The sequence below is a fragment of the Micromonospora sp. NPDC048843 genome (assembly GCF_040649965.1).
Lineage (GTDB): Bacteria > Actinomycetota > Actinomycetes > Mycobacteriales > Micromonosporaceae > Micromonospora > Micromonospora hortensis.
In genome coordinates, this window is record NZ_JBEZGJ010000067.1 from 1 (window position 1) to 25,066 (window position 25,066).

A 25,066-nucleotide genomic window follows, 5' to 3' on the forward strand; every position below is an offset into this window, starting at 1 on the left:
CCCGCGACGTGCTGCTCACCCGCGCCCACCTCGCCGAGGCCGGCGCGCTCGTCGGCGGGTACGCCCGGACGGCCGAGGCGCAGCTGTTGGTGGAGTCCGCCCGAGCCAGCTCGCGGAGCCGGCCGAGGGCCTGGATCTCCAGCTGCCGGATCCGCTCGCGGGACAGCGAGAACCGGGACGCGACCTCGGTGAGCGAGTGCTCCCGGCCGTCCTCCAGCCCGTAGCGGGCCCGCATGATGCCGGCGGACCGGTCGTCGAGGTGATTGAGCAGCCCCTCGATGCGCTGCCGCTCCAGGCCGCTGAGGACGATGTCCTCCGGCGATGGCGCGTCACTGTCGGCGACCAGGTCACCGAGGTTCGTGTCGCCGTCGTCGCCCACCGGGGTGTCCAGCGAAACGGTGTCCTGCGACCAGCGGCGCAGCTCGTTCACCCGCTCGACGGTGACGCCGAGGGCGTTGGCGATCTGCTCCGGCTCCGGGTCGCTGCCCAACTCACGGGTCAACTGCCGGGCCACGTTGCGCATCCGGTTGACGTCCTCCACCAGGTGCACAGGCAGACGGACGGTGCGCTCCTGCTGTGCGATCGCCCGGCTGATCGCCTGGCGGATCCACCAGGTGGCGTAGGTGGAGAACTTGTAGCCGCGCTCGTAGTCGAACTTCTCGACCGCCCGGACGAGGCCGGTGTTGCCCTCCTGGATCAGGTCCAGCATGGGCATCCCCGAGCGCACGTAGCGCCGGGCGATCGACACGACCAGTCGGAGGTTGGCGCGGATGAAGAGGTCCTTCGCCCGCTCGCCCTCGACGACCAGCCACTCCAGGTCGGCCCGGTCGACACCGGCGGGAACGGCTTCCTCACCGAGCAGGTGCTCGGCGTAGAGGCCGGCCTCGATCGCCTTGGAGAGATCGACCTCCTTGGCGGCGTCCAGCAGTGGCGTCCGGGAGATCTCGTGCAGGTAGACGCCGACCAGGTCGCGCTCCTCGGCAACCTCGTCGGTTCGCATGCCGATGTTCTTGTCCACGTTGCCCACGGTCCCCTCGCTCGCGCCGGTTGCCCGGTTCCTTGCCATTCCCCACACCTGTCAGCCCCTGGTAACTTCTGCTGTGCCGATCGGTGCTGACACCTACACAACAGATGAGACGTGTCGGGGATTCCTCGTCGTGAGTCGAAAGTGTCACGAATGCCTGAGTAGTAGCTGAGAGCACGGTCCATGTTTGCTGTCAGCACCCCATCGGGTGGCTCGCCACTGGGCACCACGTACGGGTTACCGCACCATGGCAACACCGCCCGCCGTGGGGGCACAGCGACCCGGGTCACCACCGCGATGCGATCCTGGTCACTGCCAGATACGCACCCGTGGACCGGTCGGTTCATTCACGGGGGTGTTATTACCCCCCGGCCAGATGAACAATCCGAGGGCGCGTTCGCTTCCCGGCGCGAGTGGCGCTAGGAGGCGAGCAGGGCGAGAGCGCCGCGCACCTGGTCGGCCGAGCGGGCCAGCGCGGCCCGGGCGGCGTCGATCTCGGCGCCCGAGACGAGGGCAACGAGCGCCGTCTTCAGGTCCCCGTCGGCCTCGGTGAGAGCCTGCCGGGAGAGCTCCTCCGAGCAACCGGTGGCCTCGACCAGAATCGAGATCATTCGACCACGGAGTTTCGCGTTGGTGGCCACCATATCGATCATGAGGTTCGAGTAGACCCGACCCAGGCGCACCATGACGGCGGTCGAGAACGTGTTGAGCACCAATTTCTGCGCTGTGCCCGCCTTCATCCGGGTCGACCCGGTGACCACCTCGGGTCCGGTGTCCACCCCGATGAACACGTCGACCGACCGGGCGGCCTCCGCCTCCGGATTGGCGCAGAGCAGCACCGTCGAGGCGCCCTTGGCGCGGGCCGCGGCAAGCGCCCCGAGGACGTACGGGGTGCGCCCGCTGGCCGCCAGACCAACCACCAGGTCCCCGGCCCGTACACAACTGGCCGCTTCGACAGCGCCGCCCCGGTCGTCGTCCTCGGCGTCCTCGACGGCCCGCCACATGGCGTCCGGGCCTCCCGCGAGGTGCGCGCAGAACCAGTGTCGGGGCGAGTTGAAGGTGGGGGCCAGTTCGGCCGCGTCGAGCACGCCCAGTCGGCCGGAGGTGCCGGCCCCGAAGTAGTGCACCCGGTGACCGCCGCGTAGCGCCGCGACCGCCAGGTCGACGGTGGTGGCGATCTCGTCGAGCACCGCGGCGACCGCCGCGGGCACCCGCCGGTCGGCCTCGTTGATCACGGTGAGCACGTCCCGGGTCGACATCAGGTCGAGGTCGACGCTGAGCGGGTTACGCCGTTCGGTGGGGGCACCCACCCGGACCGTGGGGCGAGCGGGCCGTGCGGGCATCTCCGCACCGGCCGTCATCCCCGCCTCCGGTTGGCACCCACCCGGTGCGACTGGACCGCCTCGGCGGTCGCCTCCAGGGCCTTGCGGGCTCGGGCCCGGTTGCGGGCGGCCACCCCGACGAAGAGGCAGTCGACCACTGTGAGCTGGGCCAACCGGCTGGCCGTCGCGCCGGAGCGGTAGGTGGTCTCCCGGGCCGCCGTGGTCAACACGAAGTCCGCCACGTCGGTGATCGGCGAGCGCGGGAAGTTGGTCAGCGCCACTGTCGCGGCACCGCGGGTACGGGCCTGCTCCAGCACCTCGATCACGTCGGAGGTGGTGCCGGTGTGCGAGATGCCGATCGCCACGTCGCCCCGGCCCAGGAGGGCGGCCGAGGTCAGCGCGGTGTGCACGTCCGGGAAGTAGAAGGCGATCCGGCCGATGCGGTGCAGCTTCTGTTGGAAGTCCGAGGCGACGAACCCGCTGGCGCCGGCGCCGTAGATGTCGATCCGAGCGGCACCACTGATCGCCTCGACCACCTGCTCGCAGACGGCGGGGTCGAGTTGCTCGGCGGTCTCCTCGACGGCACGGGCGTCGTTGAACGCGATGGTGGCGATGATCTGGGCGAGGTCGGCACCGGGAGGGATGTCACCGCCCACCACTCGGGCGTCTGGCGGCTCGATCCGGCGGGCGGCCTCGGCGGCGAGGCGGATGCGCAGCTGGGGGTAACCGTCCATGCCGACCGAACGGCAGAACCGGATGACTGTCGCCTCGGATGTCTCGGCCGCGGTGGCGAGGTCGGTGATTGTCCGCCGGGCGGCGGCCGCCGGGTCGGAAACGACCAGCCGGGCGACCCGCTGCTCGGCGGGCGACAGCGATGGCAACAGCCCGCTGATGTGGACGATCAGCCCACCGGGCTCGTGACTCGCAGAAATCTTCGGACTCTTCGCCACGGGTGAAACTTACTTTCACCAAGCGTGAGCGTCAACTATGACTGTCCGAGGTGGGGGGAAACTTCGATCGCCGGGATCACCGGTCCCGCACAGCCTGCCACTTCCCCAGGATCGCCGCCTCATCCGCCGGGTCCAGTCCACCATGCCGGACGGCCGCCGGGTGTGCGGCCATCCAGGACGCGGTCGCCCGAACGGTGTCGACCAGAGGACGGACCGTCAGACCCGCCTCCAGGGCAGGTCGGACGTCCCGGTCCATCAGGCCGGCGGTCTCCGGCAGCCGCACCCAGAGCGGCAGCGCCCGCTCCCCCGACCACTCGCGCACGTCCTGGGACAGCAGGAAATCCTGGTCAACCCAGGTGAAGGTCGGATCGGCGATGCCCAGCCCGGCGGCCACCCCGGCCAACATCTCGGCTCGGGACATCGTCGGACCGGTGCCGTCGTACGTGCCGCCGAGGCGGGTGCCGGCGGCGTGCAGCAACCAACGGGCCAGATCGGCGACGTCCACGAACTGCACCCGATCAGTCGGGTGCCCGGGGGCCAGCACCTCGCCACCGGCCGACAGCCGCCGCACCCAGTACGGGAAACGGTCGCTCGGATCCTCCGCACCGACGATCAGGCCCGCCCGGCAGATGAACGAACGGTCCACGCCCACCCGCTCCCGGACCAACTCCTCGATGCTCACCTTGCACTCGCCGTACCAGCGGTGGTCCGGGCCGATCGGCCCGTCCACGTCCGGCGGGGCCGGAGCCAGGATCGGCGCGTCCGCAGCGGTCTGGCCCGGGGTGGTGTCGTCCGCGTACACCGAGATCGTCGACACGAACGACCAGTGGCCGACGTGGTCGGCGAGCGCGGCCAGCGCGTGCCGGGCGTGGCTGATCTGGCGGGTCACGTCGACCACGACGTCGAAGCCCTCGGCGGCGAGCGGGACGAGCGAGTCGGGATCATCGCGGTCGGCCACCACGAAGCGCACCCCGTCCGGCACGGCGCCGGACACACCCCGGGCCGCGCAGGTCACCTCGTGACCCTGCTCAAGGGCGAGCCGGGCCGTCGCCCGGCCGAGGAACTTGGTGCCACCGAGAATGAGGATCCGCATCCGCCGATCCTGCGCCCTCAAGGCTCGAACGACCCCACCAATCTGCCCACGGCAGACCGCGATCATGAAGTTGTCACCACTCGGATCGGCGTCTCACGGCAACAACTTCATGATCGACGGAGGGGCCCGAAGGAGGCGTGGGGGCACTAGCGTGGGGCGTATGGGACAGGGCAGCGTTCTGGTTACCGGGGGGTTCGGGGGGCTTGGCGGGGCGGTCGTCACCGCGTTCGTCGAGGCGGGCTGGCGGGTGGTCGTACCGGAGCGGAAAGCCCGGCCCGGGTCGGGGCCGGCGGCGGCCGGACTGGTCCGGGTAGTCGCGGACCTGGGCGAGCCGGCGGGCGCGGCGCAGGCGGTCGAGGCCGCGTCCGGCGAACCGGCGGCGCCGCTGCGCGCGGTGGTCAACCTCGTCGGGGGGTACGCCAGCGGCGGGTTGGTGCACGAGACCCCGGTCGAGGAGTTCGAGCGGATGATCACCGTCAACCTGCGGCCGACCTACCTGGTCACCCAGGCCGCGCTTCCGCACCTGGTGTCGTCCGGCGGCGGCTCGGTGGTCTGCGTCTCGGCCCGCGCGGCGGTCACCCCCTTCCGCGGCGCGGCCGGCTACTCGACGGCCAAGGCGGCGGTGCTGGCCTTCGCCAACGCGGTCGCTGTGGAGTACCGGTCGCAGAACGTGCGCTGCAACACAGTGCTGCCCAGCGTCATCGACACCCCGGCGAACCGGGCCGCCCAGCCCGACGCCGACCATTCCCGCTGGGTGACCCCGGCCGAGATCGCGCCGGTGATCCGATTCCTCGCGTCGGCCGATTCCGCCCCGACCAGTGGTGCCACAGTGCCGGTCTACGGGCGGGCCTGAGCCACCACCACCGGGCCGACGTCCTCTCCACCCGAGGCGGACGGCGGTAGCCAGGTCTCCAGGTGCGCCTGGATCTGCTCGGTCACCTCCTCGGCCGGGCGGCCCGCGTCCACCAGCACGAAGCTGGGGTACTCGGGCAGTGCCCGGTAGGCGGTGTCGGCTGCGGTCAGCCACCCCATCGTCTCGTGGTCGGTGCCGCGTTCCTCGATGCGCCGGTACGCCTCCGCCGGGTCGACGGCGAGCAGGAAGGTCACCTGCGGCGTCGGGAACAGCCGGTAGCCGGCCCGGGCGAGCCGCTCCCAGCGCTGCCCGCCGTGGGCCCGGATGCTCGCGTACTGGCAGGCCGAGTAGCGGTCCATCACCGCCGTCCGGCCGGTGAGCAGACAGCTGATCAGGGCGATGGCGATGGCCAGCCAGCGCAGCACCGACTCCACGGCCAGCACGCCGTCGCGACCGACGAGCCGTTGCGCGTCCGGCCGGCCGAGGCGTTGGGCGAGCCGGCCGAGCCAGCGGCGGCCACTGGCGTTGCGGCGGTAGGTGGCGGGGCGTCCGGCGGCGGTCAGCGCGTCGGCCAGCCGGTGTGCCTGTGTGGTCTTGCCCGAACCGTCGATCCCGATCAGGGCGACGGTGCGCAATCGGGCCTTGCGTCGTCGCATCCCCGATGATCTGGCCACTCTCCACAGGTTATCCGACCCACGCACCTGGTCCGCGAGGTTTGTGGTGCTTCATCCCTGTTGACGCCCGACCGAGACACCAGCAGGTGTGGACGACCGGAATGCCGGGTACCGGAGTTTGAAATCCAACCGCCGGTCCACCAACACGACGACGGAGGAACCAGATGGCTGAGCGCGGAGACGAGAGTCTGGTGCACACCCTCAAGAAGGTCGCCGCCGTGCTCAAGCAGTCCGAGATTCCGTTCGCCCTGGGCGGCAGCTTCGCGGTCTATGCCCACGGAGGCCACTCCAGCGATCACGACGTCGACTTCCTGATCCGGGAGGCCGACGTGGAAGCGGCACTGGAAGCCCTGGTGGCCGCCGGCTTCGTCGCCGAGCGTCCACCGGAGGACTGGCTGGTGAAGGTCTTCGACGACGGCCGGATGGTGGACCTGATCCACCGGCCGATCGAGACGCCGGTCACCGAGGAGACGTTCGCCGACACCGTCATCCGACCGGTGGACGCGATTCGCATGCCGGTGCTGTCAGCGAGCCAGCTGATGGTGCACAAACTGCTCAGCTTCTCCCAGCACTACTGCGACTTCGCCCGCGGTCTGCCACTGGCCCGCTCGTTGCGGGAGCAGATCGACTGGGAACGGGTACGCAAGGAGACGCAGCACTCGCCGTACGCCGAGGCGTTCCTGGTGCTGCTGGACCGGCTGGAGGTGGTGCCGGCCGCCGGCACCCAGCCAGGAGAGGGGACATCGTGACCCACCATCGCGACATCGGCGCCGGGCCACCGGACGAGTACGTCGAGGCGGAGATCCAACGGTTGCTCGTCGAGGACCCCGCCGTCGCCGAACAGGGGATCACAGTGGTTCGACGGGAACGCTCCCTCGTGCTCCACGGCGAGGTGGAGAGTCCGCACCGGCGGGAGGAGATCCTGCGTCGGGTGTCGGAGCGCTTCCCGGACGTGCCGATCACCAACGACATCGGGGTGATCCGCGTCGAAGCGCCCACGGAGATCGAGCAACTGCCCTGAGGGAGGTTCCATGGTGATCCGGATTGCCGCTGTGGGCGACGTGCATCTGGACGAGGACGTGGTCGGCCGGTTCCGACCGGCGCTGGAGGAGCTGCCGGAGTGCGCCGATGTGCTGTTGCTGGCCGGGGACCTGACCCGGCACGGCACCGAGGCCGAGGCGCGCTGCGTGGCGGAGGAGTTCGGCGGGTTGGCCGTACCGGTGGTGACAGTGCTGGGCAACCACGACCACCAGTGTGACCAGGTGCCACAGGTGGTCAAGGTGCTGGAGGACGCGGGCATCACAGTGCTGGAGGGCAACGGCGTCGTGCTGGACTGCGCGGGTGGCCGGCTCGGCATCGCCGGCGTCAAGGGCTTCGGCGGCGGGTTCGCCGGTCGGTGCGCCAGTGACTTCGGCGAGCCGGAGATGAAGTCCTTCGTACGGACCACCACCGACAGCGCGGACCGTCTCGGTGCGGCGCTGCGCTCACTGGACTGCGACATGCTGGTAGCACTCACCCACTACTCGCCGGTGCCGGACACGCTGGTCGGCGAGCCGTTGGAGATCTACCCCTTCCTGGGGTCGTACCAGTTGGGGCAGGCGATCGACTCGGCACCCACGGCGCTGGCCGTGCACGGGCACGCGCACGCCGGCACCGAGCGCGGCACGACCCCCGGCGGGGTACGCGTCCGCAACGTCGCGCACCCGGTGATCAAGCAGGCGTACAGCGTCTTTCACGTTGGCGATCAACTCGACACCGACCAGGTTTCCCCGATCGGCCAGTCGGGTAGTCAGAGGTCATGGAGCTGATTCTCTGGATTCTCGCAGTCGTACTCGTGGTCGCCGGCATCCTCGCGCTGTTCCGCCGGCAGATCCTGTGGGGCATCGTCCTCATCGTCGTCGGGCTGTTGGTCGGCCCGGGTGGTGTCAGCATCTTCAATTAACGCTCATACGCCTTAACTCCGGGACCCGCCGGGGTCGCCGCGACCGACGCTTCGTCCTCCCGACAGAAGCACCGGCCGTGGCGATCCCGGCGCTTTTTCGTGGCCGGCCGGCCCCGTGAACCGTCCTCCCGCTCGGCGGTTTGAGCAGACCTCGAGAGGAAATATCTCGACCATGGAGATATCTCAGGACGCGCCGGTGACCTCCGGGCGGCGAGCGTGGTGGGCTCTCGCCGGCTTCGCGGCGGCGGTCTTCGTCGCCGCCGCCATCGGCGGGCTGGGCGTGCAGGGCACCACCGAGGAGTACGCGAACCTGCGGCAGCCCGGCTGGGCCCCGCCCTCGTGGCTGTTCGGCCCGGTCTGGTCGCTGCTCTACGCGCTGATCGCGGTGGCCGGCTGGCTGGTGTGGCGCCGGGTCGGCTTCTCCCCCGCCCTCTGGGCGTGGACCGCCCAACTGGTGCTCAACGCGATCTGGACCCCGCTGTTCTTCGGCGCGGGGCAGTACGGGTTGGCGTTCGCCGAGATCGTGCTGATGTGGCTGGCGATCGGGCTCACCGTGGTGCTGTTCGCCCGGGTGTCCCGGGTGGCGGCGGCGCTGATGCTGCCGTACTGGGCCTGGGTCACCTTCGCCGCCGCGTTGAACCTGTCGATCTGGCAGTTGAACAACTGACCGCACGGTCCCCGGCGGCGGCACCCGCCGGGGACCGTGGCCGTCACCGGGTCAGCAGCGGGGCACGCCCGGGATGTAGCCGTCCGAGCCGGTGTACACGTACGCGTCGGCGATGTAGCGGCCGGAGCCGATCCGGTCCCAGATCGAGCTGGTGCCGTACGTGCCGGTGACACTGGTGCCGCTGGTCTGGCAGGCGATGGTCACCCGGGTGCCGTCGGCGACGGTGCCCACCGAGGCGTACCCGGTGCCGGGGCCGGAGCGGACGGTCAGCGGCGTGCCGCTGGTGTCGACGGTGCCGTTGCCGCTGCCCGAGGAGCACCCGTTGTTACTGGTGTAGCTCTTGGTGCCCCAGTACAGCGCGAGGGTGCCGTTGAAGCGGACCTGGATGTCGGCACCGTTGAGGCGCTGCTCGTAGTGCAGGTGGGGGCCTGTCGATCCGCCGGTGCTGCCGACCCAGCCGAGCACCTTGCCGTACCCGACCGTCTGCCCGACCGAGACGTTGAAGCCGTTGAGGTGGGCGTAGTAGGTGCTGTAACCGCCGCCGTGGTTGATCCGGACGTACTTGCCGTAGCTGGTGCCGCCGAGGTCGGTCACCCGGTCGACAGTGCCCGGGGCGCTGGCGACCACCGGGTCGCCGAGATCGTCGGTGCGGTTGAAGTCGACGGCGTACGCCGGGCTGTGGTCCGACCGGGTCTGCCCGGACCAGGACTGGCCGCACGGGAACGGCACCTTGAAGGTCGGCGCGGCCAGGGCCGGGGTCGCCGGCACCAGCGCTCCCCCGACGAAGAGACCCGTCACCAGCAGGCTGATCCACCGCTTTCGCATACAGCTCCTCCTATGTCGAAAACCTTCGATCCGGTGTGCTCAGCCTGACAGATATCGTCAATCTTCGAAAGAGTCCCCAGCTTGTCCCGGGAGCGTGCCCACCAGGCAGCCCGCAGGTTTCCGGATTGTTACTCGCTCGTGTCTGACAGGGGGTGGACCGGGCCGGATGCAAGCGCTTACATGTGTGCACGCCCAATCGGACCGGCGACGGGTCACCAGCACGACCGCGCCGGCTAGGAAGGAGGACGGCATGGCGGTCTTTACCAGACCACGCCAGGCCTTCGTGATCGCCGGTGTAATCGGGCTGGCGCTCAGCGCCACCGCCTGCGGTACCGGCGACGACAAGAAGAGCAGCAAAGCGGGCTCCGCGGAGTGCGCCGCATACGACAAGTACCAGGGCCACGACGGCAAGAAGGTCTCCATCTACGCGTCCATCCGTGACGCCGAGGCCGACCTGCTGGAGCGGTCGTGGTCGCAGTTCACCGAGTGCACCGGCATCGAGATCGACTACGAGGGCAGCGGCGAGTTCGAGGCGCAGCTCCCCGTCCGGGTCGACGGTGGCAACGCCCCCGACATCGCCTTCGTGCCGCAGCCGGGCCTGGTGAAGCGTTTCGCGGACGCCGGCAAGCTGAAGTCCCTCGGTGCCGACACCAAGGCCCTCGCCGAGCAGAACATGCCGGCCGACTGGCTGAAGTACGGCACCGTGAACGGGACGCTCTACGGCGTGCCGCTCGGCGCCAACGTGAAGTCCTTCGTCTGGTACTCGCCGAAGACGTTCAAGGAGAAGGGCTGGGAGGTTCCGACCACCTGGGACCAGCTCATCGCCCTGAGCGACAAGATCGCCGCCAGCGGCACGAAGCCGTGGTGCGCGGGCGTCGAGTCCGGTGACGCCACCGGCTGGCCGGCCACCGACTGGATCGAGGACGTGGTCCTGCGTACGCAGGGTCCCGAGGTCTACGACCAGTGGACCACCCACGCCATCCCGTTCAACGACCCGAAGATCGTCGACGCGGTCGACCGCGCCGGCAGCATCCTCAAGAACGACAAGTACATGAACGGCGGCTTCGGCGGCGTCAAGAGCATCACCACCACCGCCTTCCAGGAGGCGGGCCTGCCGGTGACCACCGGCAAGTGCGCGATGCACCGACAGGCGTCGTTCTACGCCAACCAGTTCCCCGAGGGCACCAAGGTGGCCGAGGACGGCGACGCGTTCGCCTTCTACTTCCCGGCCATCGACCCGTCCAAGGGCAAGCCGGTTCTGGGCGCGGGCGAGTTCGTCGTCGGCTACGCCGACCGTCCCGAGGTCCAGGCCGTGCAGACCTACCTCGTCTCGGCGGAGTACGTGAACAGCCGCGCGAAGCTCGGCAACTGGGTCACGGCGAACAACAAGCTGGACATCGCCAACGTCGCCAGCCCGATCGACAAGCTCTCCGTCCAGATCCTCCAGGACAAGACGGGCACCTTCCGCTTCGACGGATCCGACCTGATGCCGGCCGGCGTCGGCGCGGGAACGTTCTGGAAGGGCATGGTCGAGTGGCTGAACGGCAAGGCGACCGCCCCGGTGCTCCAGGGCATCGAGAGCAGCTGGCCTAAGTGATCCCCGACGGTGGCCCGGTCCGCTGACGCGGGCCGGGCCACCGGCCGAGGTGGACCCGGAAGGGAGGGTTGATGGAGTTCGACTTCGCCGATCAGCAGCCGAAGCTCCTCATGCTGATGTACGGGCTGGTTGCCTTCGTGCTGGTGGTGGGTGGTCTCCTACTGCTGCTCGACGTGGTACCGGCCTGGTTCGCCCGGCGACGGGAGGCGCAGCTCGTCGCCGCCTCGACGAGTGGTGCTCCACTTCCCCGTCGGATCAAGCAGCGGGAGGGGATCTTCGCGCTCTTCTTCCTGCTGCCGACGCTGTTGCTGCTCACCATCGGTCTGGTCGTGCCGGCCATCCGCACCCTGCTGCTCTCCCTGATGAACAGGACCAGCACCGAATGGGTGGGGTTGGAAAACTTCGGCTGGATGTTCTCCGACGACGCGATCGTCCGGGTCCTGATCAACACCCTGATCTGGGTGCTCCTGGTCCCGCTGGTCGCGACCGGATTCGGCCTGATCTACGCCGTACTGGTGGACAAGGCCCGGTTCGAGGCCGTGGCCAAGTCACTGATCTTCCTGCCGATGGCCATCTCCTTCGTCGGCGCCAGCATCATCTGGAAGTTCGTCTACGCCTACCGAGGTGAGGGCGACCAGATCGGTCTGCTCAACCAGATCGTGGTCAGCCTGGGCGGTGAGCCCAAGCAGTGGCTGCTCGAATCGCCGCTCAACACGCTGCTGCTGATCGTCATCATGGTCTGGATCCAGGCCGGCTTCGCCATGGTGGTGCTATCCGCCGCGATCAAGGCGATCCCCGGTGACATCGTCGAAGCCGCCCGGCTCGACGGGGTCAGCCCGTGGCAGATGTTCTGGCAGATCACCATGCCGAGCATCCGACCGGCGCTGATCGTCGTGATGGTGACCCTCACGATCGCCACGCTCAAGGTCTTCGACATCGTCCGAACCTCGACGAACGGCAACTACGACACCAGCGTGATCGCCAACGAGATGTACAACCAGGCGTTCCGGTACAGCGAGAACGGGCGGGGTTCCGCGCTCGCGGTCTTCCTCTTCATCCTGGTCATCCCGGTCGTGATCTACCAGATCCGTAACCTCCGTCAACAGCGGGAGGGCTGAGATGACCACCGCAACGCCCACCGTCGCCGCCGGCACCCAGAAGACCGACGGCACCCCGACCAGCGCGGCCGGGCGGGTCCGCAAGCGGCTGAACAGCCGCACCGCGACGCTCGTCTCGATCGTCATCGCGGTGGTCTGGACCATCCCGACCTTCGGCCTGCTCGTCTCCTCCCTCCGCCCGGAGGACGAGATCAAGACCACCGGCTGGTGGACGGCCTTCACCAACCCGCAGTTCACCTTCGAGAACTACGAGCAGGTCCTGTTCGGGCGTTCGGCGTCCTCCGGGCAGCTCGCCGGCTCGTTCATCAACTCGCTGGCGATCACCATCCCGTCGGTGCTCTTCCCGCTCGCCTTCGCGTGCCTCGCCGCGTACGCGCTCGCGTGGATCAACTTCCGCGGCCGGGACTGGGTCTACATCGCGATCTTCGCGTTGCAGATCGTGCCGTTGCAGATGGCCCTGGTGCCGCTGCTGAGGTTCTTCTCCACCGGGGTCACCCTCGGCGGCGTCACGCTGATGCCGGCCTGGGACCTGGTCGACGAGCAGAAGTTCGCCCAGGTGTGGTTCGCCCACACCTGCTTCGCGCTTCCGTTCGCCGTCTTCCTGCTGCACAACTTCATCTCGCAACTGCCGGGGGACCTGATGGAGGCGGCCCGGGTCGACGGGGCCACCCACCCGAAGATCTTCCGCACCATCGTGCTGCCGCTGATCACCCCGGCGCTGGCGGCGTTCGGCATCTTCCAGTTCCTCTGGGTCTGGAACGACCTGCTGGTCGCGTTGATCTTCGCGGGCGGCAGCGACGAGACCGCTCCGCTCACCGTCCGGCTCGCCGAGATGGCCGGCACCCGAGGCAACGAGTGGCAGCGCCTGACGGCCGGTGCGTTCGTCAGCATCGTCATACCGCTCATCGTGTTCCTGTCCCTGCAGCGCTTCTTCGTGCGAGGTCTGCTCGCCGGCAGCGTCAAGGGCTGACCGCGCGTCCGCCGCCGCCTGGCCCCTCGGGCGGCGGCGGACGCTCCGGGCACCGAGCGGGGGAAACCGTGACGAGGATCGATGATGTGGCCCGGCTGGCCGGAGTGTCCACGGCCACCGTCTCGCGGGCGCTGCGCGGACTACCGACGGTTTCGGCCGCCACTCGGCGCCGGGTACTCGCCGCCGCCGAGCAACTGGACTACGAGGTCTCGCCGAGCGCATCCCGGCTCGCCGGCGGCCGGACCGGCACTGTCGCAGTGGTTGTCCCCCGGATCACCCGCTGGTTCTTCAGCACCGTCGTCGAGGCGGTCGAGGAGTACCTCCACCAGTCCGGCTACGACCTGCTGCTCTACAACCTGGGCGGCCGGGAGCAGGTCCGCCAGCGGGTCCTGCGGACTGCCAACCTGCACAAGCGGGTGGACGCCATGATGCTGGTCGCCACACCGCTGCGTCCGGCCGACCTGACCGCGCTGGCCACGCTGGAACTGCCCGGCGTCACCATCAGCTCGGGCAGCAGGGTGCCCAACTGGCCGTGCGTACGGATCGACGACGTGGCGGCCGCGCGAGTCGCGACCAAGCATCTGATCGACCTCGGCCACCACCGGATCGCCCACATCTCCGGTGACCCGGACGACGAGTTGGCCTTCACCACCCACCTCGACCGACGCCGGGGTTACCAGGCGGCGCTGCGCTCCGCCGGCCTGCGACCCGACCCCACCCTGGACATCGAGTCCACCTTCACCATCGACGGCGGCAACCGGGCCACCGCCGAGCTGCTGGCCCGCGGCGAGCCACCGACAGCTATCGTCGCCGCCTGCGACGAGATGGCGATGGGCGCGATGACCGCCCTGCGCGACGTCGGACTGCGGGTTCCGCAGGACGTCAGCGTGGTCGGCATCGACGACCACGACCTGGCCGGTGTGCTCGGGCTCAGCACCGTCGCCCAGCCCGCCGCCGAGCAGGGTCGGCTGGCCGCCCAGATGCTGCTCGACCCGCTCGGGGCCCGACCGCCCGGCCCCATCGTCAGTCAACGGGGTGCCGGTTGCGACACTCCGGTGGTCCTGCCCACTCGGTTGGTGGTCCGGGACTCGACCGCACCGCCCCGGGCACACTGAAATCCACACACAGCAACACGGGAGACGACCCTGAACACCGACCCGACGCAGCAGACCCCCTCCGGTCGACCGGCCACCGGCTGGTGGACCGAGGCCGCCATCTACCAGATCTACCCCCGCTCGTTCGCCGACTCGGACGGGGACGGAATCGGTGACCTGCCCGGCATCACCGCCCGCCTCGACCACCTGGTCGAGCTGGGCGTGGACGCGGTGTGGCTCTCCCCCTTCTACCCCTCGCCGCAGGCCGACGCCGGCTACGACGTGGCCGACTACCGCGACATCGACCCGCTGTTCGGCACCCTCGCCGACGCGGGCAAGCTGATCGCCGAGGCCCGGGCCCGCAACCTGCGGGTGATCGTCGACCTGGTTCCGAACCACACCTCCTCGGCGCATCGCTGGTTCCAGGCCGCGCTGCCGGCCGCGCCCGGCAGCCCGGAACGGTCGCGGTACATCTTCCGCGACGGCAGCGGTCCGGGCGGCGACCAGCCGCCGAACGACTGGCAGAGCGTCTTCGGTGGTCCGGCTTGGACCCGGACCGTCGACGCCGACGGGCAGCCCGGCCAGTGGTACCTGCACCTGTTCGACACCGGGCAGCCGGACCTCAACTGGGACAACCCGGAGGTGCACGCGGAGTTCCTGGACGTGCTGCGCTTCTGGCTGGACCGCGGCGTCGACGGCTTCCGGGTCGACGTGGCGCACGGCCTCATCAAGCAGGCCGACCTGGCCGACTGGCAGGAGCCGCAGGAGATCCTCTCCGGCAACGAGATCGACAAGCCCCGCCCACCGATGTGGGACCAGGACGGCGTGCACGAGATCTACCGGCAGTGGCGGCAGGTGCTGGACAGCTACCCCGGCGAGCGGGTGCTGGTCGCCGAAGCCTGGGTGGAACCAGCCGAGCGGCTGGCCCGCTACGTCCGCCCGGACGAGATGCACCAGGCGTTCAACTTCGAGTACCTGCTCGCCGCGTGGAGCGCACCGGCCCAGTACGCCGTGATCACCCGTTCGTTGGAGGCGACCGATTCGGTCGGCGCGCCGACCACCTGGGTGCTGTCCAACCACGACGTGGTGCGGCACGCCTCCCGGCTCGGCCTGCCGATCGGCACCGTACGCCCCAACGGCATCGGCATCGGCGACCCGCAGCCGGACGCCGCACTCGGTCTGCGCCGCGCCCGGGCGGCCACAGTGCTGATGCTGGCGCTGCCCGGCTCGGCGTACCTCTACCAGGGTGAGGAGCTGGGGCTGCCCGAGCACACCACGCTGCCCGACGAGGCCCGGCAGGACCCGACCTGGGCTCGCAGCGGGCACACCCAGCGCGGCCGGGACGGCTGCCGGGTGCCGATCCCGTGGGAGGCCGACGCCCCGTCGTACGGCTTTGGGCCGACCGACGCGAGCTGGTTGCCGCAGCCCGCGCTCTGGGCGGAGTACGCGCTGGACCGCCAGCGCGACGTGCCCGGTTCGACGTACGAGCTGTACCGCACGGCGCTGCGGTTGCGCCGTGCCCACGGGCTGGGTCGCGGCACCTTGGAGTGGTTGTCCTCCGGTGACGAGGTGCTGAGCTTCCGCAACGGTGAGCTGACAGTGCTGACCAACTTCGGTGCCGCCCCGGTGCCGGTGCCGGCCGGCGCCGAGGTGCTCGCCGCCAGCGCGCCCCTGGACAACGACGGCGCGGTCCCGGCCGACGTCACCGTCTGGCTGCGAGGCTGACCTAGCCCAGCACGGAGGCGTGAGGGGCCAAGATCCGCGCAACATCGGGGATGTTGGCCCCTCACGCTCGCCCGAGGCAACACTTTCCCTGATGTTGCGCGGATCAGGGTCGTCGTCGAGCGGCCGGGTCAGAGGCGGTCGGCTCGGGTGTGTAGCAGATCGTGCACGTTGTCGATGTCCGCCGGTGAGGTTCGCGAGGCGAGCCAGTACATGACACCGGTCGGGATGAAGAAGAGCTGGAACGCGGCCAGCCCGACGGCGAAGTTCAGCGGTGGCGGGAATGCCACTCGCAGCGCCTGGAAGGCCACCCCGACCAGCCCGTTGCCGGCCGCGCGACCAACCCCGTTGACCAGGTTGCCCAGGCTGTAGACAGTGCCCCTGTGCTCCGGTGGGTTGACGTCGGCGATCAACGCGAACCAGTTCGGCGAGTTGGCCGAGGTCAACGCGAGCGCCACGATGGCGGTGAGCAGGCTCAGCCCGACCGACGGCTCGGTGAACACACTGGCCAGTACCGCACCCACCACCGCGCCGCCGCTCGCGCCGTCCGGCACGTCGATGGTCACCGGTACGAAGAACAGCACCAGGTAGAACGGCAGTGCGGCGAGGATGCCGATCGAGGCGACGAGTGCCCGCCCACGCGGGGTACGCCGTTGCACGGCGTCACCGACCAGACCGCCCACGATGGACAGCACCCCACCGAGCTGGAACAGGGTGGCGAAGACGCTGCCCACCACAACAGCTGTCGACGTGGAGTAGCCCTGGGCCTCGGCCCGTTCGGCGAAGAGCACCGGCAGCCAGACCAACGAGCCGAACGCGGCCTGCGCGGTCAGACCCTGCAGGATCAGCCACCGGTTGGTCCGCCGGGCCAGGATGCGCGGCAGGTCGGCGCGGCTGATCCGGTAGTCGTACTCGGCGCCGGCATCCAACCTGCCGGCCAGTTCCGGCTCGCTCTGGCCACGCCGGACGTCGTACGTGAACAGGTAGGCCACCGTGGCGACCAGGCCGACGCCAGTCAACAGCAGGAACGGCCGCCGCCAGTCAGCGGCCCCGAGCAGCCCGCCGACGAGGGTGCCCGCGAGGGTGCCGACCCCCTGGGAGAGCCCCCAGAAGCTCATCACCAGCCCGCGCCGGGTCGGTGAGATCAGATCGGTGACCACGGAGAAGCCCACCGAACCGACCGCGCCGAGGCCGACCGCCGCGACCAGCTGCGCGGCCAGGAACGTCAGGTAGCCGCCGGCGAGCGCGCTACCGCCGGTGCCCGCCGCCCAGAGCAGTGTGCCCACCATGAGCAACGGTTTGCGGTTGGTGTGGTCGCCGACGTACGCCCAGCCGACCGCCGCGACCGCGCTGACCAGGAAGCTGACCGCTGTGACCACGCCGAGCAGCCGACCGGACACGTCGAACGCGTCGGAGATCGGGCCGTACAGCGGGGGGACCAGCCCAATCGCCACGTTGTCCAGCGAGGCGAGCAGCACGAACACCACGACGCTGTACAACCGGTGCGCCGGCCCACCGCCCCGACCGTGCGGGCGCAGGCCGGGCCCGCCACTGGTCACCGTCATGACCGGCAGCCAACCAGACCGCGTGGAGGAGGTCGTCACGCGGGTGGGTGCCGGTCACCGTCGGCCGGCACCCACCCGCGTCGATCCCGACGGTCAGCGCCGGTCGAGCACCAACCCGCGCGCAGCGGCGTACTGGTCGCGCACGGCGGGGACGGCAGCCGCCGCGTACTCCTCGGTGCCCTCGACCGCCCAGACGGGCGGCGCGTCGCCGCCCAGAGCGACCCAGGCGGCCTGGCGGGCGGCACCGTCGGCGACGTACTCCCCTGCCGGCGGAACGACGACCGGGCAGCCGAAGACCTGCGGGGCGATCTGCCGCACCGCGGCCGACCGGGCCCCGCCGCCGACCAGGATGACCCGGGTGGCGGTGGCACCCTGCGCGGTCAACGCGTCCAGTCCGTCGGCGAGCGCGCAGAGCATGCCCTCCACGGCGGCCCGCGCCAGGTGCGCGGGGGTCGACGTACGCAGGGTCAGGCCGTGCACCGCACCGGTGGCGAGCGGTCGGTTCGGCGTCCGCTCACCCTCCAGGTAGGGCACCATTACCAGTCCGTCCGCCCCGGCTGGCGCGGAGAGCGCCAGCTCGGCCAGCTCGTCCAGGTTGACCCCGAGCATCGCGGCGGCGGCGTCCAGCACCCGGGCCGCGTTGAGCGTGGCGACCAGCGGCAGGAAGCGACCGGACGCGTCGGCGAAGCCCGCCACCGCACCGCTCTCGTCAGCGGCGGGCACGTCGGCGACGCTGAACACGGTGCCGGAGGTGCCGATCGAGACGATCACGTCACCGGGCCCGGCGCCGACACCGAGCGCGGCGGCGGCGTTGTCCCCGGTGCCCGCGCCGAGCAGGGCGCCACCCGGCCCACCCAGTACGTCGGACAGCTTTCCCGCCGAATCCGCCGGACCGAGCACCTCGGGCAGCACCAACCGCCGGCCGAAGCCCCGCTCCAGCAGGTCCAGTCGGTATTGCCCGGTGGCCGGCGACCAGTAGCTCGTGCCGCTGGCATCACCCCGGTCGGTACGCAGCGCCTCCAGTCCCGGTGCGCCGGCCAGCCGCCAGGTCAGCCAGTCGTGCGGCAGGCAGACGGCTGCCACCTGGGCTGCCCGCTCCGGTTCGTGCGTGGCCAGCCAGCGCAGCTTGGTGAGGGTGAAGCTGGCCACCGGAACGCTACCGGTGGCCTCGGCCCAGAACCGACTCCCGGCCGAGCCGCCGCCAGCCTCCTCGATGAGGTCGGCGGCGGCGTCGGCGGATCGGGTGTCGTTCCACAGCAGCGCCGGGCGGACCACCCGGCCGTCCTCGTCGAGACACACCATGCCGTGCTGCTGGCCGGCGACGGAGATCGCCGCCACGTCGGCCAACCCGCCGGCCTGGTCGGCGGCGCTACGTAGCGCCTGCCACCAGGCTTCCGGGTCGACCTCCGTGCCGTCCGGGTGCGGTGCCCGGCCCTGCCGGAGCAGGGCGCCGGTCTCCGCGTCCCGGATCACCACCTTGCAGGACTGGGTGGACGAGTCAACACCTGCGACCAACGGCATGGCGGGGCCTCAGCGGGCGCCGAGCAGGTGCTCGACGGCGAGCTGGTTGAGCCGGACGAAGGCGAAGCCCCGGGCGGCCACAGCGTCCACGTCGACGTCCTCGAACGCGGACCGGTCGGCCAGGAGCTCCTCGTAGCCCTCGCCGTCGCCGAGCGTCGGGGTGCTCAGCTCGCCGACCTTGCTGGCGGCGAGCGCCTCGACCACCTCGGGGTCGGCGCGGAACGCCGCTGCCCGCTCCTTGAGCAGCAGGTAGGTGCTCATGTTGGCCGCCGCGGAGGCCCACACCCCCTCCATGTCCTCGGTGCGGGACGGCTTGTAGTCGAAGTGTCGGGGGCCGTCGTAGGCCGGCCCGCCGTTGGGGCCGCCGTTCTCCAGGAGGTCCACCAGGGCGAACGCGTTCATCAGGTCACCGTGGCCGAAGACCAGGTCCTGGTCGTACTTGATGCCGCGCTGGCCGTTGAGGTCCAGGTGGAACAGCTTGCCCTGCCAGAGCGCCTGGGCGATGCCGTGGGCGTAGTTGAGCCCGGCCATCTGCTCGTGGCCGACCTCCGGGTTGAGGCCGACCAGCTCCGGGTGGGCCAGCTGGGAGATGAAGCCGAGCGCGTGCCCGATGGTCGGCAGCAGGATGTCGCCGCGCGGCTCGTTGGGCTTGGGCTCCAGGGCGAACCGCAGGTTGTAGCCCTTGTCGATGGAGTACTGGGTGAGCAGGTCCACCGCCTCGCGGTAGCGGTCCAGGGCGGCGCGGACGTCCTTCGCGAGGTCGTACTCGGAGCCCTCGCGGCCACCCCACATGACGAAGGTGCTGGCGCCCAGCTCGGCGGCCAGGTCGACCTGACGCAGCACCTTGCGCAGCGCGTACCGGCGGACGTCGCGGTCGTTGCTGGTGAAGCCGCCGTCCTTGAAGATCGGGTGGGTGAAGAGGTTGGTGGTGACCATCGGCACCACCAGGCCGGTCTCGTCGAGGGCCTTGCGGAACCGGGCGATGTGCTGGTCCCGGGTGGCCGCGTCGACGCCGAACGGGATCAGGTCGTCGTCGTGGAAGGTGATGCCGTACGCGCCCAGCTCGGCGAGCCGGTGCACTGCCTCGACCGCGTCGAGCTCGGGACGGGTGGCGTCACCGAACGGGTCGCGGGCCTGCCAGCCCACGGTCCAGAGCCCGAAGGAGAACTTGTCGGCGGGGGTGGGACGGGGTGCCATGAGCGACCTCCGGGGTGGTGTTGTCCGCTATTTGTTCAGCGATTGAATTATTTGCCCACCCTATGGCACTGTCAAGGGGTGAGCCTCACCCACGCCCCGGCCGGCGCAGTCCGTCAGGGCAGCCTGCGCGAGCTCAACCTCGCCCTGGTCCTCGGCCGGATCGCCACGGCCGACCGACCTCCCTCCCGGGCCGACCTGGCGACAGCTACCGGCCTGACCAGAGCCACAGTGTCCGCTGTGGTCGAGGACCTGCTCGCCGGCCGGCTGGTCAGTGAGTCCGACCCCGCACCCCGCTCGGGCGCCGGCCGCCCGGCGCGCGGACTGGTCCTGGCCGATCAGGGGCCGGCCGGGCTCGGCCTGGAGGTCAACGTGGACTACCTGGCGGTCTGCGTGGTGGACCTCGCCGGCCAGGTCCGGCACCGCACTGTGCACCGGGCCGACCTGCGCCCGGTGGCCCCCGCCGACGCCCTGGCCCGCCTTGTCGAGATGGCCGTCGCAGCCCGCGAGGACGCTGCCGGGCACGGCCTCACACTGGTCGGGGCCGCGCTCGCGGTGCCCGGCCTGGTGGACGACGCCGGGCTGGTCCGGCTCGCGCCGAACCTCGGCTGGCGTGACGTGCCGGTGCCCGCGCTGCTCGCCGAGCACCCTCCGCTGATCGAGCAGGTGCCCGGCATCCCCGCACTGGTGGTGGACAACGAGGCCAACCTCGCGGCGCTCGGTGAGCTGCACTCTCAGCCACCCGGCCCGTCCAGCTTCCTGCACATCTCCGGAGAGGTGGGCATCGGCGCCGGCATCGTGCTGGACGGCGCGCTGTTTCGCGGCGTACGCGGGTGGAGCGGCGAGATCGGGCACCTTCCGGTGCACCCCGAGGGTCGTCCGTGCCGCTGCGGCGGGCAGGGCTGCCTGGAGCAGTACGCCGGCCAGGAGGCGATAGTGGCCGCCGCCGGGCTGGCCCGGGCGGAGCTTCCCGCAGACACCGCGACGGCCCGGTTGGCCGAGTTGGCCGAGGCCGGCGACGCCGACGCGCTGCGGGCGCTGCACGACGCCGGAACGGCGCTCGGCGTCGCGGTGGCCAGCGTCGTCAATCTTCTCGACCTGGACACCGTGGTGCTCGGTGGCGGGTACGCGGCGCTCGCGCCCTGGCTGTGCCCCCCGGTCCTCGCCGAGATCGGTGCCCGGGTGCTCACCGCGGCCTGGTCGCCGGTCACTGTCCGCCCGTCGACGCTCGGCGCGGAGGCCGCCGCTGTCGGCGCCGCCGGCTCGGTGGCCCGCCGGATCGTCGCCCAGCCCGCCGGCTGGCTGGCCCGCGCCGGCTGATCGCCACCCCGCGCCGTGCGCCGCTGTCGGGGGAGAATCGGTACCCTTGCTCTCAGGCAACGATCCCCGGTGAGGAGTCGAGAAACAGCATGCGCACACGTCGTCAGACGCGAGCCGGCGTCCGGCGTTGACCACTACCCAGCAACCCGGCGGCACCCCGTTGCCAGCCGACGAACGGTTGGCCCGGGAGCTGCTCGACGGGCTCGCCGAGGCCGTGCTGACAACGGACGGGACCGGTCGGGTCACCCTGGTCAACGCCATGGCGGCCGAGTTGATCCCGGAGATCGACGCCGGCACCGAGCTGGCCGGTTGCTCGGTGGCAGCCCTGGCCCGGGCGGTCGCCAACGGCGCTGATCGCTTCGACGCCGACCACCACGGCCGGCGACTGCGCGGCGTCCGACGGCAACTCGCCGGCTCCCGGTGGGCGTGGTACGTCCGCGACGTCACCGAGGAGCACGCCCGCGCCGACGCCCTGCTCGCCGAACGGTCCCGCACCGCGTTCCTCGCCCAGGCCGGCAGTCGGCTGGCGCTGGCCCTGCACCGGGACCAGGTCCTCCTGGCCACCACGACGCTCGCCGTTCCCTACCTGGCCGACGTCGCAGTGGCACTGCCCCGACCGGCCGCGCCGGCCGAGCCGCACCCCCGATGGATCCGGTACGCCGACAGCGAGCCCGCCCCGGTCACCGGGCTGGCCGGCCCCGCGCTGACCAGCTCCGTTCCCGGGCTGGCCGAAGCGCTGGCCGGCGACCGGGCCGAGCCGGGCCCCTGGCCGGACGTCCCGCTCACCGACGTGGCCGACCTGCTGCCGCCCGAGTTCGGCCCCCCGGGCACGGTGCTGGTCAGCCCGCTTCTCAGTGCCAGCGGGTCGGCCGGTGCGCTGCTGCTCATCCGTCGGTCCGGGCGGGCCGGCTTCGACAGGCGCGACGTGGAGCTGGCCCGGGAGTTCGCCGCCCGCGCGGGTGCCGCGCTGGCCACCGCCCACCTGCACGGCGAGCAGGCCCACCTGGCCCGGGTGCTGCAAACCAGCCTGCTCCCGCCCGAGCTGCCCGTCGTGCCCGGCGTGAGCCTGGCCGGTGGCTACCGGGCGGCGGGCGACACCCTGCGCATCGGCGGTGACTTCTACGAGGTGTTTCCGCACCCGCGCGGCGCCCTGTTCGCGCTCGGCGACGTGTGCGGCAAGGGCGTGGGCGCGGCGGTGCTGACCGGCCGGGTCCGCCAGTCGTTGCAGACGCTGCGGCTCGTCGAGCAACGCCCGCTGGAGCTGATCCGCCTGCTCAACCAGGCGCTGTTCGACGCGCCGGACGCGGCACGGCGCAACCAGTTCACCACCCTGTTGCTCGGTTCCCTGGACCGGGGGCCGGCCGGGCTGGACCTCCGCATCGCCGGCGGGGGTCACCCGGCGCCACTGCTGGTCACCGCTGACGGCACTGTCACCCCGGTCCCGGTCGGTGGCATGCCGGTGGGGGCGCTGACGGCCGCACGGTTCGCCGAGACCCGGGTGCACCTCGATCCGGGCGATCTGCTGCTCGCGTACACCGATGGGGTGACCGAGGCGCGCGGCCCGCGCGACGCGGCGATGTTCGGCGAGGCCCGGCTGCGGGCCGCGCTCGCGGCGGCGGCCGGGCAACCGCCGGCGGTGCTGATCGACCGGGTGCTCAGCGCCGTCGACGACTGGCTGGGCGGGCAGGCCCACGACGACATAGCGATGCTGGCCGTGGGCGCCTCGACTTGACCGACGGGCAAGCGTCCGGCCGGCTCGATCAGGCGGTACGCGCCACCGGCGGGCCGCCGGCCGGCCACTCCCTGGTGGTGCCGACCGATCGTTCCGGACCACCCGACGAACCCGTCCACCCCGCTCGGGTCTGCCGACCCGAATCGCCCGACCAGTCCTCCGGCCGCCCACCGGGCCGGTCCGGGTCGTCCGGCCAGTCCCCCTGGCCCGTCGACTCGTCCGACGCCGGCGCGTGCTGCGCCTGCTGGCGGCGGGCGGTCTCGTCGAACTCCCGCATCCCGCGCAGCAGCGCGTCGCGGCCCTCCCCGCTCATCCCGGCCAGCACTGCGGCGAGTTGGCCCTGGCGGTCGGCCCGCAGCTCGGCGACCAGCCGGCGGGCCTCCGGGGTGAGGTGCAGTGAGATCTCCCGCCGGTCGAAGCGGCCCGGCTCGCGTTCCAGCATGCCGGCCGCGACCAGCCGGTCGCAGAGACGGCTGGCGGAGCTGAGCAGCATGTCGAGTCGGGTGGCGAGCCGGCGCAGGTTGATCCCGTCGTACTGTTCCACCACCATCACCGCCCGCAACTGGGCACCGGAGACGCGGTTGGCGGTCCCCTCCCGGGCAGACTCCCAGATGCCCAGCAGGGCAGCGGCCGCAGCGTCCAGCGCGGCAGCCATACTCGTCTCAGGGTCCGTCGGACGGTTCAGTTCGGCCATGGTGGCCCGAGAGTACTCCGAACCTCCTGGTGGTCGAGCTTTCAGTGAAGGACTGACGATGAGCGAACCGGTCAATCGGGCACGACGTGCCCTGAACGAGACACCAGCCGACCGGCTCGTCGGCGGTATCGGGAACGTGCTCGCCCAGTCGTACGGGATCACCGACGTCGAGCTCTACCAGGTCGACTACCGGATCGCGGAGCTGCTGCCACTCGGCGACGACGAGTCGATCACCAGCCCCGGGCACCCGGCCTGGCGCGCCTTCGACCACCAGTCGCCGATACTGACCGACGGCACCGCCTGGTTCCCGGTCACCATGCGTGGCGAGCGTCGAGGGGTGCTGCGCCTGTCACCCGTTGCGGACGACCAGGACGTCGTCGCCGCGCTGGCCGAGATCGCCACCGCGCTCGCCCACGAGGTGGCGGCGGTCTCCGCCGGCACCGACGTCTATCTGGCGGCCCGGCGCACCCAACGCCTCACCCTGGCCGCCGAGATGCAGTGGGACCTGCTCCCCGGCCGCAGCCGGATCCGACCCTCGTTCAGCCTGGCCGGGCAGTTGGAGCCGGCGTACGCGGTGCGCGGCGACAGCTTCGACTGGTCCGACGACGGGGAACGGGTCTGGTTGTCCACCATCAACGGCACCGGTGAGGGGGTGGCCGCCTCCCTGCTCACCTCGCTGGCCACCCACGCGCTGCGCAACGCGCGTCGGGCCGGGCTGAGCCTGGCCGACCAGGCCGCCCTCGCCGATCAGGCCATTTACGACCTGTACCGGGGCGAGCAGCACCTCTCCGCCTTGCTGATGGAGCTGGACCTGCGCTCCGGGATGATGACAGTGGTGGACGCCGGGTCGCCCCGGCTGGTCCTGCTCCGCGACGGGGACGTCACCGAGCAGCCCCTGGAGGCGCAGTTCCCGCTGGGCATGTTCGAGGCGACCGACTACCACGAGCAGAAGTTCCCGCTGCAACGCGGCGACCGGGTCTTCGTGGTCAGCGACGGGGTGGTGGAGGCCACCGGTCAGCACGTGCGCTACGGCGAGACGGCACTGGACCGGTTTCTCCGGCGGACCGGGCCGATGGCACCCCTGGACGCCGTCCGGTCGCTGATCGGTGATCTGCGGGCGTTCGTGGCCGGTGACCTGGTCGACGACGCGGTGGTCGTCTGCCTGGACTGGACCGGCCCGCAGGCGTGA

General features: G+C 71.1%; 23 protein-coding genes and 1 pseudogene. 14 read left to right on the forward strand and 10 right to left on the reverse strand.

Annotated elements, in window-relative coordinates; translation table 11 throughout:
* From AB0C20_RS17250 to AB0C20_RS17265, 4 genes are all read right to left on the reverse strand, one after another.
* On the reverse strand, nt 1-1,066 hold a 1,066-nt coding region (locus AB0C20_RS17250; protein WP_357568334.1), incomplete at its 3' end, for a sigma-70 family RNA polymerase sigma factor.
* 377 nt (nt 1,067-1,443) lie between these two features.
* Nucleotides 1,444-2,385 (reverse strand): N-acetylmuramic acid 6-phosphate etherase, encoded by a 942-nt coding sequence (gene murQ / locus AB0C20_RS17255; RefSeq protein ID WP_210784546.1) that lies wholly within the window; start codon nt 2,383-2,385, stop codon nt 1,444-1,446.
* On the reverse strand, nt 2,382-3,296 hold the full coding sequence (locus AB0C20_RS17260) for a MurR/RpiR family transcriptional regulator (RefSeq protein ID WP_357185019.1): 915 nt from the start codon (nt 3,294-3,296) through the stop codon (nt 2,382-2,384). Before AB0C20_RS17260 ends, murQ begins: the two co-directional genes overlap by 4 nt.
* Before the next feature lie 76 nt (nt 3,297-3,372).
* On the reverse strand, nt 3,373-4,389 hold the full coding sequence (locus AB0C20_RS17265; RefSeq protein ID WP_357568335.1) for an NAD-dependent epimerase/dehydratase family protein: 1,017 nt from the start codon (nt 4,387-4,389) through the stop codon (nt 3,373-3,375).
* A 160-nt stretch (nt 4,390-4,549) separates the two neighbouring features.
* Between AB0C20_RS17265 and AB0C20_RS17270 the strand changes: the two genes are divergently transcribed.
* A complete protein-coding gene (locus AB0C20_RS17270; protein ID WP_357568336.1) occupies nt 4,550-5,242 on the forward strand; it encodes an SDR family NAD(P)-dependent oxidoreductase in 693 nt (230 codons plus the stop codon).
* Here the strand turns inward: AB0C20_RS17270 and AB0C20_RS17275 are convergent.
* Nucleotides 5,227-5,898 (reverse strand): thymidylate kinase, encoded by a 672-nt coding sequence (locus AB0C20_RS17275; RefSeq protein WP_357185281.1) that lies wholly within the window; start codon nt 5,896-5,898, stop codon nt 5,227-5,229. The genes AB0C20_RS17270 and AB0C20_RS17275 overlap by 16 nt on opposite strands.
* A 179-nt stretch (nt 5,899-6,077) precedes the next feature.
* Between AB0C20_RS17275 and AB0C20_RS17280 the strand changes: the two are divergent.
* The 5 genes and pseudogenes from AB0C20_RS17280 to AB0C20_RS17300 all read left to right on the forward strand — a co-directional run.
* Nucleotides 6,078-6,665: pseudogene (locus AB0C20_RS17280) on the forward strand (nucleotidyltransferase); the annotation flags it as partial.
* The gene (locus AB0C20_RS17285; RefSeq protein WP_357185009.1) at nt 6,662-6,937 is read left to right on the forward strand and encodes a hypothetical protein; all 276 of its coding nucleotides are present in this window, start codon (nt 6,662-6,664) and stop codon (nt 6,935-6,937) included. The pseudogene AB0C20_RS17280 and the gene AB0C20_RS17285, both read left to right, overlap by 4 nt.
* A gap of 10 nt (nt 6,938-6,947) precedes the next feature.
* The gene (locus AB0C20_RS17290; RefSeq protein ID WP_357185006.1) at nt 6,948-7,724 is read left to right on the forward strand and encodes a metallophosphoesterase; all 777 of its coding nucleotides are present in this window, start codon (nt 6,948-6,950) and stop codon (nt 7,722-7,724) included.
* Nucleotides 7,715-7,858: a GPGG-motif small membrane protein gene (locus tag AB0C20_RS17295; RefSeq protein ID WP_007464364.1), complete on the forward strand. Its 144-nt coding sequence runs from the start codon at nt 7,715-7,717 to the stop codon at nt 7,856-7,858. Before AB0C20_RS17290 ends, AB0C20_RS17295 begins: the two co-directional genes overlap by 10 nt.
* Nucleotides 7,859-8,030: 172 nt before the next feature.
* On the forward strand, nt 8,031-8,525 hold the full coding sequence (locus AB0C20_RS17300; protein WP_357185003.1) for a TspO/MBR family protein: 495 nt from the start codon (nt 8,031-8,033) through the stop codon (nt 8,523-8,525).
* A 51-nt stretch (nt 8,526-8,576) separates the two neighbouring features.
* Here AB0C20_RS17300 and AB0C20_RS17305 read toward each other — a convergent pair whose 3' ends face one another.
* A complete protein-coding gene (locus AB0C20_RS17305) occupies nt 8,577-9,350 on the reverse strand; it encodes a peptidoglycan DD-metalloendopeptidase family protein (RefSeq protein ID WP_357185000.1) in 774 nt (257 codons plus the stop codon).
* Nucleotides 9,351-9,600: 250 nt separating this feature from the next.
* Here AB0C20_RS17305 and AB0C20_RS17310 point away from each other — a divergent pair, with 250 nt between their 5' ends.
* The 5 genes from AB0C20_RS17310 (at nt 9,601) to AB0C20_RS17330 (ending at nt 15,854) form a co-directional block, all read left to right on the forward strand.
* Nucleotides 9,601-10,947: an ABC transporter substrate-binding protein gene (locus AB0C20_RS17310; protein WP_238684499.1), complete on the forward strand. Its 1,347-nt coding sequence runs from the start codon at nt 9,601-9,603 to the stop codon at nt 10,945-10,947.
* 71 nt (nt 10,948-11,018) lie between these two features.
* Nucleotides 11,019-12,065, forward strand: a complete 1,047-nt coding sequence (locus AB0C20_RS17315) for a sugar ABC transporter permease (protein WP_357184996.1) — start codon at nt 11,019-11,021, stop codon at nt 12,063-12,065.
* Nucleotide 12,066: 1 nt separating this feature from the next.
* On the forward strand, nt 12,067-13,035 hold the full coding sequence (locus AB0C20_RS17320) for a carbohydrate ABC transporter permease (RefSeq protein WP_357184993.1): 969 nt from the start codon (nt 12,067-12,069) through the stop codon (nt 13,033-13,035).
* A gap of 68 nt (nt 13,036-13,103) precedes the next feature.
* Nucleotides 13,104-14,150: a LacI family DNA-binding transcriptional regulator gene (locus tag AB0C20_RS17325; protein ID WP_091405707.1), complete on the forward strand. Its 1,047-nt coding sequence runs from the start codon at nt 13,104-13,106 to the stop codon at nt 14,148-14,150.
* A gap of 30 nt (nt 14,151-14,180) precedes the next feature.
* Nucleotides 14,181-15,854 (forward strand): glycoside hydrolase family 13 protein, encoded by a 1,674-nt coding sequence (locus tag AB0C20_RS17330; RefSeq protein ID WP_357568339.1) that lies wholly within the window; start codon nt 14,181-14,183, stop codon nt 15,852-15,854.
* A 128-nt stretch (nt 15,855-15,982) separates the two neighbouring features.
* Here the strand turns inward: AB0C20_RS17330 and AB0C20_RS17335 are convergent, their stop codons facing one another.
* The 3 genes from AB0C20_RS17335 to xylA form a co-directional block, all read right to left on the reverse strand.
* Nucleotides 15,983-17,416 (reverse strand): MFS transporter, encoded by a 1,434-nt coding sequence (locus AB0C20_RS17335; RefSeq protein WP_357184986.1) that lies wholly within the window; start codon nt 17,414-17,416, stop codon nt 15,983-15,985.
* A gap of 93 nt (nt 17,417-17,509) precedes the next feature.
* Entirely contained in the window at nt 17,510-18,937 is a 1,428-nt protein-coding gene (gene xylB, locus AB0C20_RS17340) for a xylulokinase (protein WP_357184984.1), read from the reverse strand.
* A 9-nt stretch (nt 18,938-18,946) separates the two neighbouring features.
* Nucleotides 18,947-20,134 carry a xylose isomerase gene (xylA, locus tag AB0C20_RS17345; RefSeq protein ID WP_091405721.1) on the reverse strand — a complete coding sequence of 396 codons (1,188 nt, stop codon included), beginning with the start codon at nt 20,132-20,134 and terminating at the stop codon, nt 18,947-18,949.
* Nucleotides 20,135-20,212: 78 nt separating this feature from the next.
* Between xylA and AB0C20_RS17350 the strand changes: the two genes are divergently transcribed.
* Together AB0C20_RS17350 and AB0C20_RS17355 are read left to right on the forward strand one after the other, a co-directional pair.
* Nucleotides 20,213-21,451: an ROK family transcriptional regulator gene (locus AB0C20_RS17350; RefSeq protein WP_357184980.1), complete on the forward strand. Its 1,239-nt coding sequence runs from the start codon at nt 20,213-20,215 to the stop codon at nt 21,449-21,451.
* A gap of 127 nt (nt 21,452-21,578) precedes the next feature.
* Nucleotides 21,579-23,183: a PP2C family protein-serine/threonine phosphatase gene (locus AB0C20_RS17355; RefSeq protein WP_357568337.1), complete on the forward strand. Its 1,605-nt coding sequence runs from the start codon at nt 21,579-21,581 to the stop codon at nt 23,181-23,183.
* Between the two features lie 28 nt (nt 23,184-23,211).
* Here AB0C20_RS17355 and AB0C20_RS17360 read toward each other — a convergent pair whose 3' ends face one another.
* Nucleotides 23,212-23,838: a MarR family transcriptional regulator gene (locus tag AB0C20_RS17360; RefSeq protein ID WP_357184974.1), complete on the reverse strand. Its 627-nt coding sequence runs from the start codon at nt 23,836-23,838 to the stop codon at nt 23,212-23,214.
* Nucleotides 23,839-23,935: 97 nt separating this feature from the next.
* Here AB0C20_RS17360 and AB0C20_RS17365 point away from each other — a divergent pair, with 97 nt between their 5' ends.
* Entirely contained in the window at nt 23,936-25,066 is a 1,131-nt protein-coding gene (locus AB0C20_RS17365) for a PP2C family protein-serine/threonine phosphatase (RefSeq protein WP_357184971.1), read from the forward strand.

Excerpts from the sequence above, each read along its gene's own strand:
- AB0C20_RS17320 (WP_357184993.1), top strand. The coding sequence starts at position 12,067 with ATGACCACCGCAACGCCCACCGTCGCCGCCGGCACCCAGAAGACCGAC.
- AB0C20_RS17360 (WP_357184974.1), bottom strand. The coding sequence starts at position 23,838 with ATGGCTGCCGCGCTGGACGCTGCGGCCGCTGCCCTGCTGGGCATCTGG.
- AB0C20_RS17270 (WP_357568336.1), top strand. The coding sequence starts at position 4,550 with ATGGGACAGGGCAGCGTTCTGGTTACCGGGGGGTTCGGGGGGCTTGGC.
- AB0C20_RS17290 (WP_357185006.1), top strand. The coding sequence starts at position 6,948 with ATGGTGATCCGGATTGCCGCTGTGGGCGACGTGCATCTGGACGAGGAC.
- AB0C20_RS17335 (WP_357184986.1), bottom strand. The coding sequence starts at position 17,416 with ATGACGGTGACCAGTGGCGGGCCCGGCCTGCGCCCGCACGGTCGGGGC.
- AB0C20_RS17365 (WP_357184971.1), top strand. The coding sequence starts at position 23,936 with ATGAGCGAACCGGTCAATCGGGCACGACGTGCCCTGAACGAGACACCA.
- AB0C20_RS17305 (WP_357185000.1), bottom strand. The coding sequence starts at position 9,350 with ATGCGAAAGCGGTGGATCAGCCTGCTGGTGACGGGTCTCTTCGTCGGG.
- AB0C20_RS17310 (WP_238684499.1), top strand. The coding sequence starts at position 9,601 with ATGGCGGTCTTTACCAGACCACGCCAGGCCTTCGTGATCGCCGGTGTA.
- AB0C20_RS17265 (WP_357568335.1), bottom strand. The coding sequence starts at position 4,389 with ATGCGGATCCTCATTCTCGGTGGCACCAAGTTCCTCGGCCGGGCGACG.
- AB0C20_RS17275 (WP_357185281.1), bottom strand. The coding sequence starts at position 5,898 with ATGCGACGACGCAAGGCCCGATTGCGCACCGTCGCCCTGATCGGGATC.
- xylA (WP_091405721.1), bottom strand. The coding sequence starts at position 20,134 with ATGGCACCCCGTCCCACCCCCGCCGACAAGTTCTCCTTCGGGCTCTGG.
- murQ (WP_210784546.1), bottom strand. The coding sequence starts at position 2,385 with ATGACGGCCGGTGCGGAGATGCCCGCACGGCCCGCTCGCCCCACGGTC.
- xylB (WP_357184984.1), bottom strand. The coding sequence starts at position 18,937 with ATGCCGTTGGTCGCAGGTGTTGACTCGTCCACCCAGTCCTGCAAGGTG.
- AB0C20_RS17295 (WP_007464364.1), top strand. The coding sequence starts at position 7,715 with ATGGAGCTGATTCTCTGGATTCTCGCAGTCGTACTCGTGGTCGCCGGC.
- AB0C20_RS17315 (WP_357184996.1), top strand. The coding sequence starts at position 11,019 with ATGGAGTTCGACTTCGCCGATCAGCAGCCGAAGCTCCTCATGCTGATG.
- AB0C20_RS17300 (WP_357185003.1), top strand. The coding sequence starts at position 8,031 with ATGGAGATATCTCAGGACGCGCCGGTGACCTCCGGGCGGCGAGCGTGG.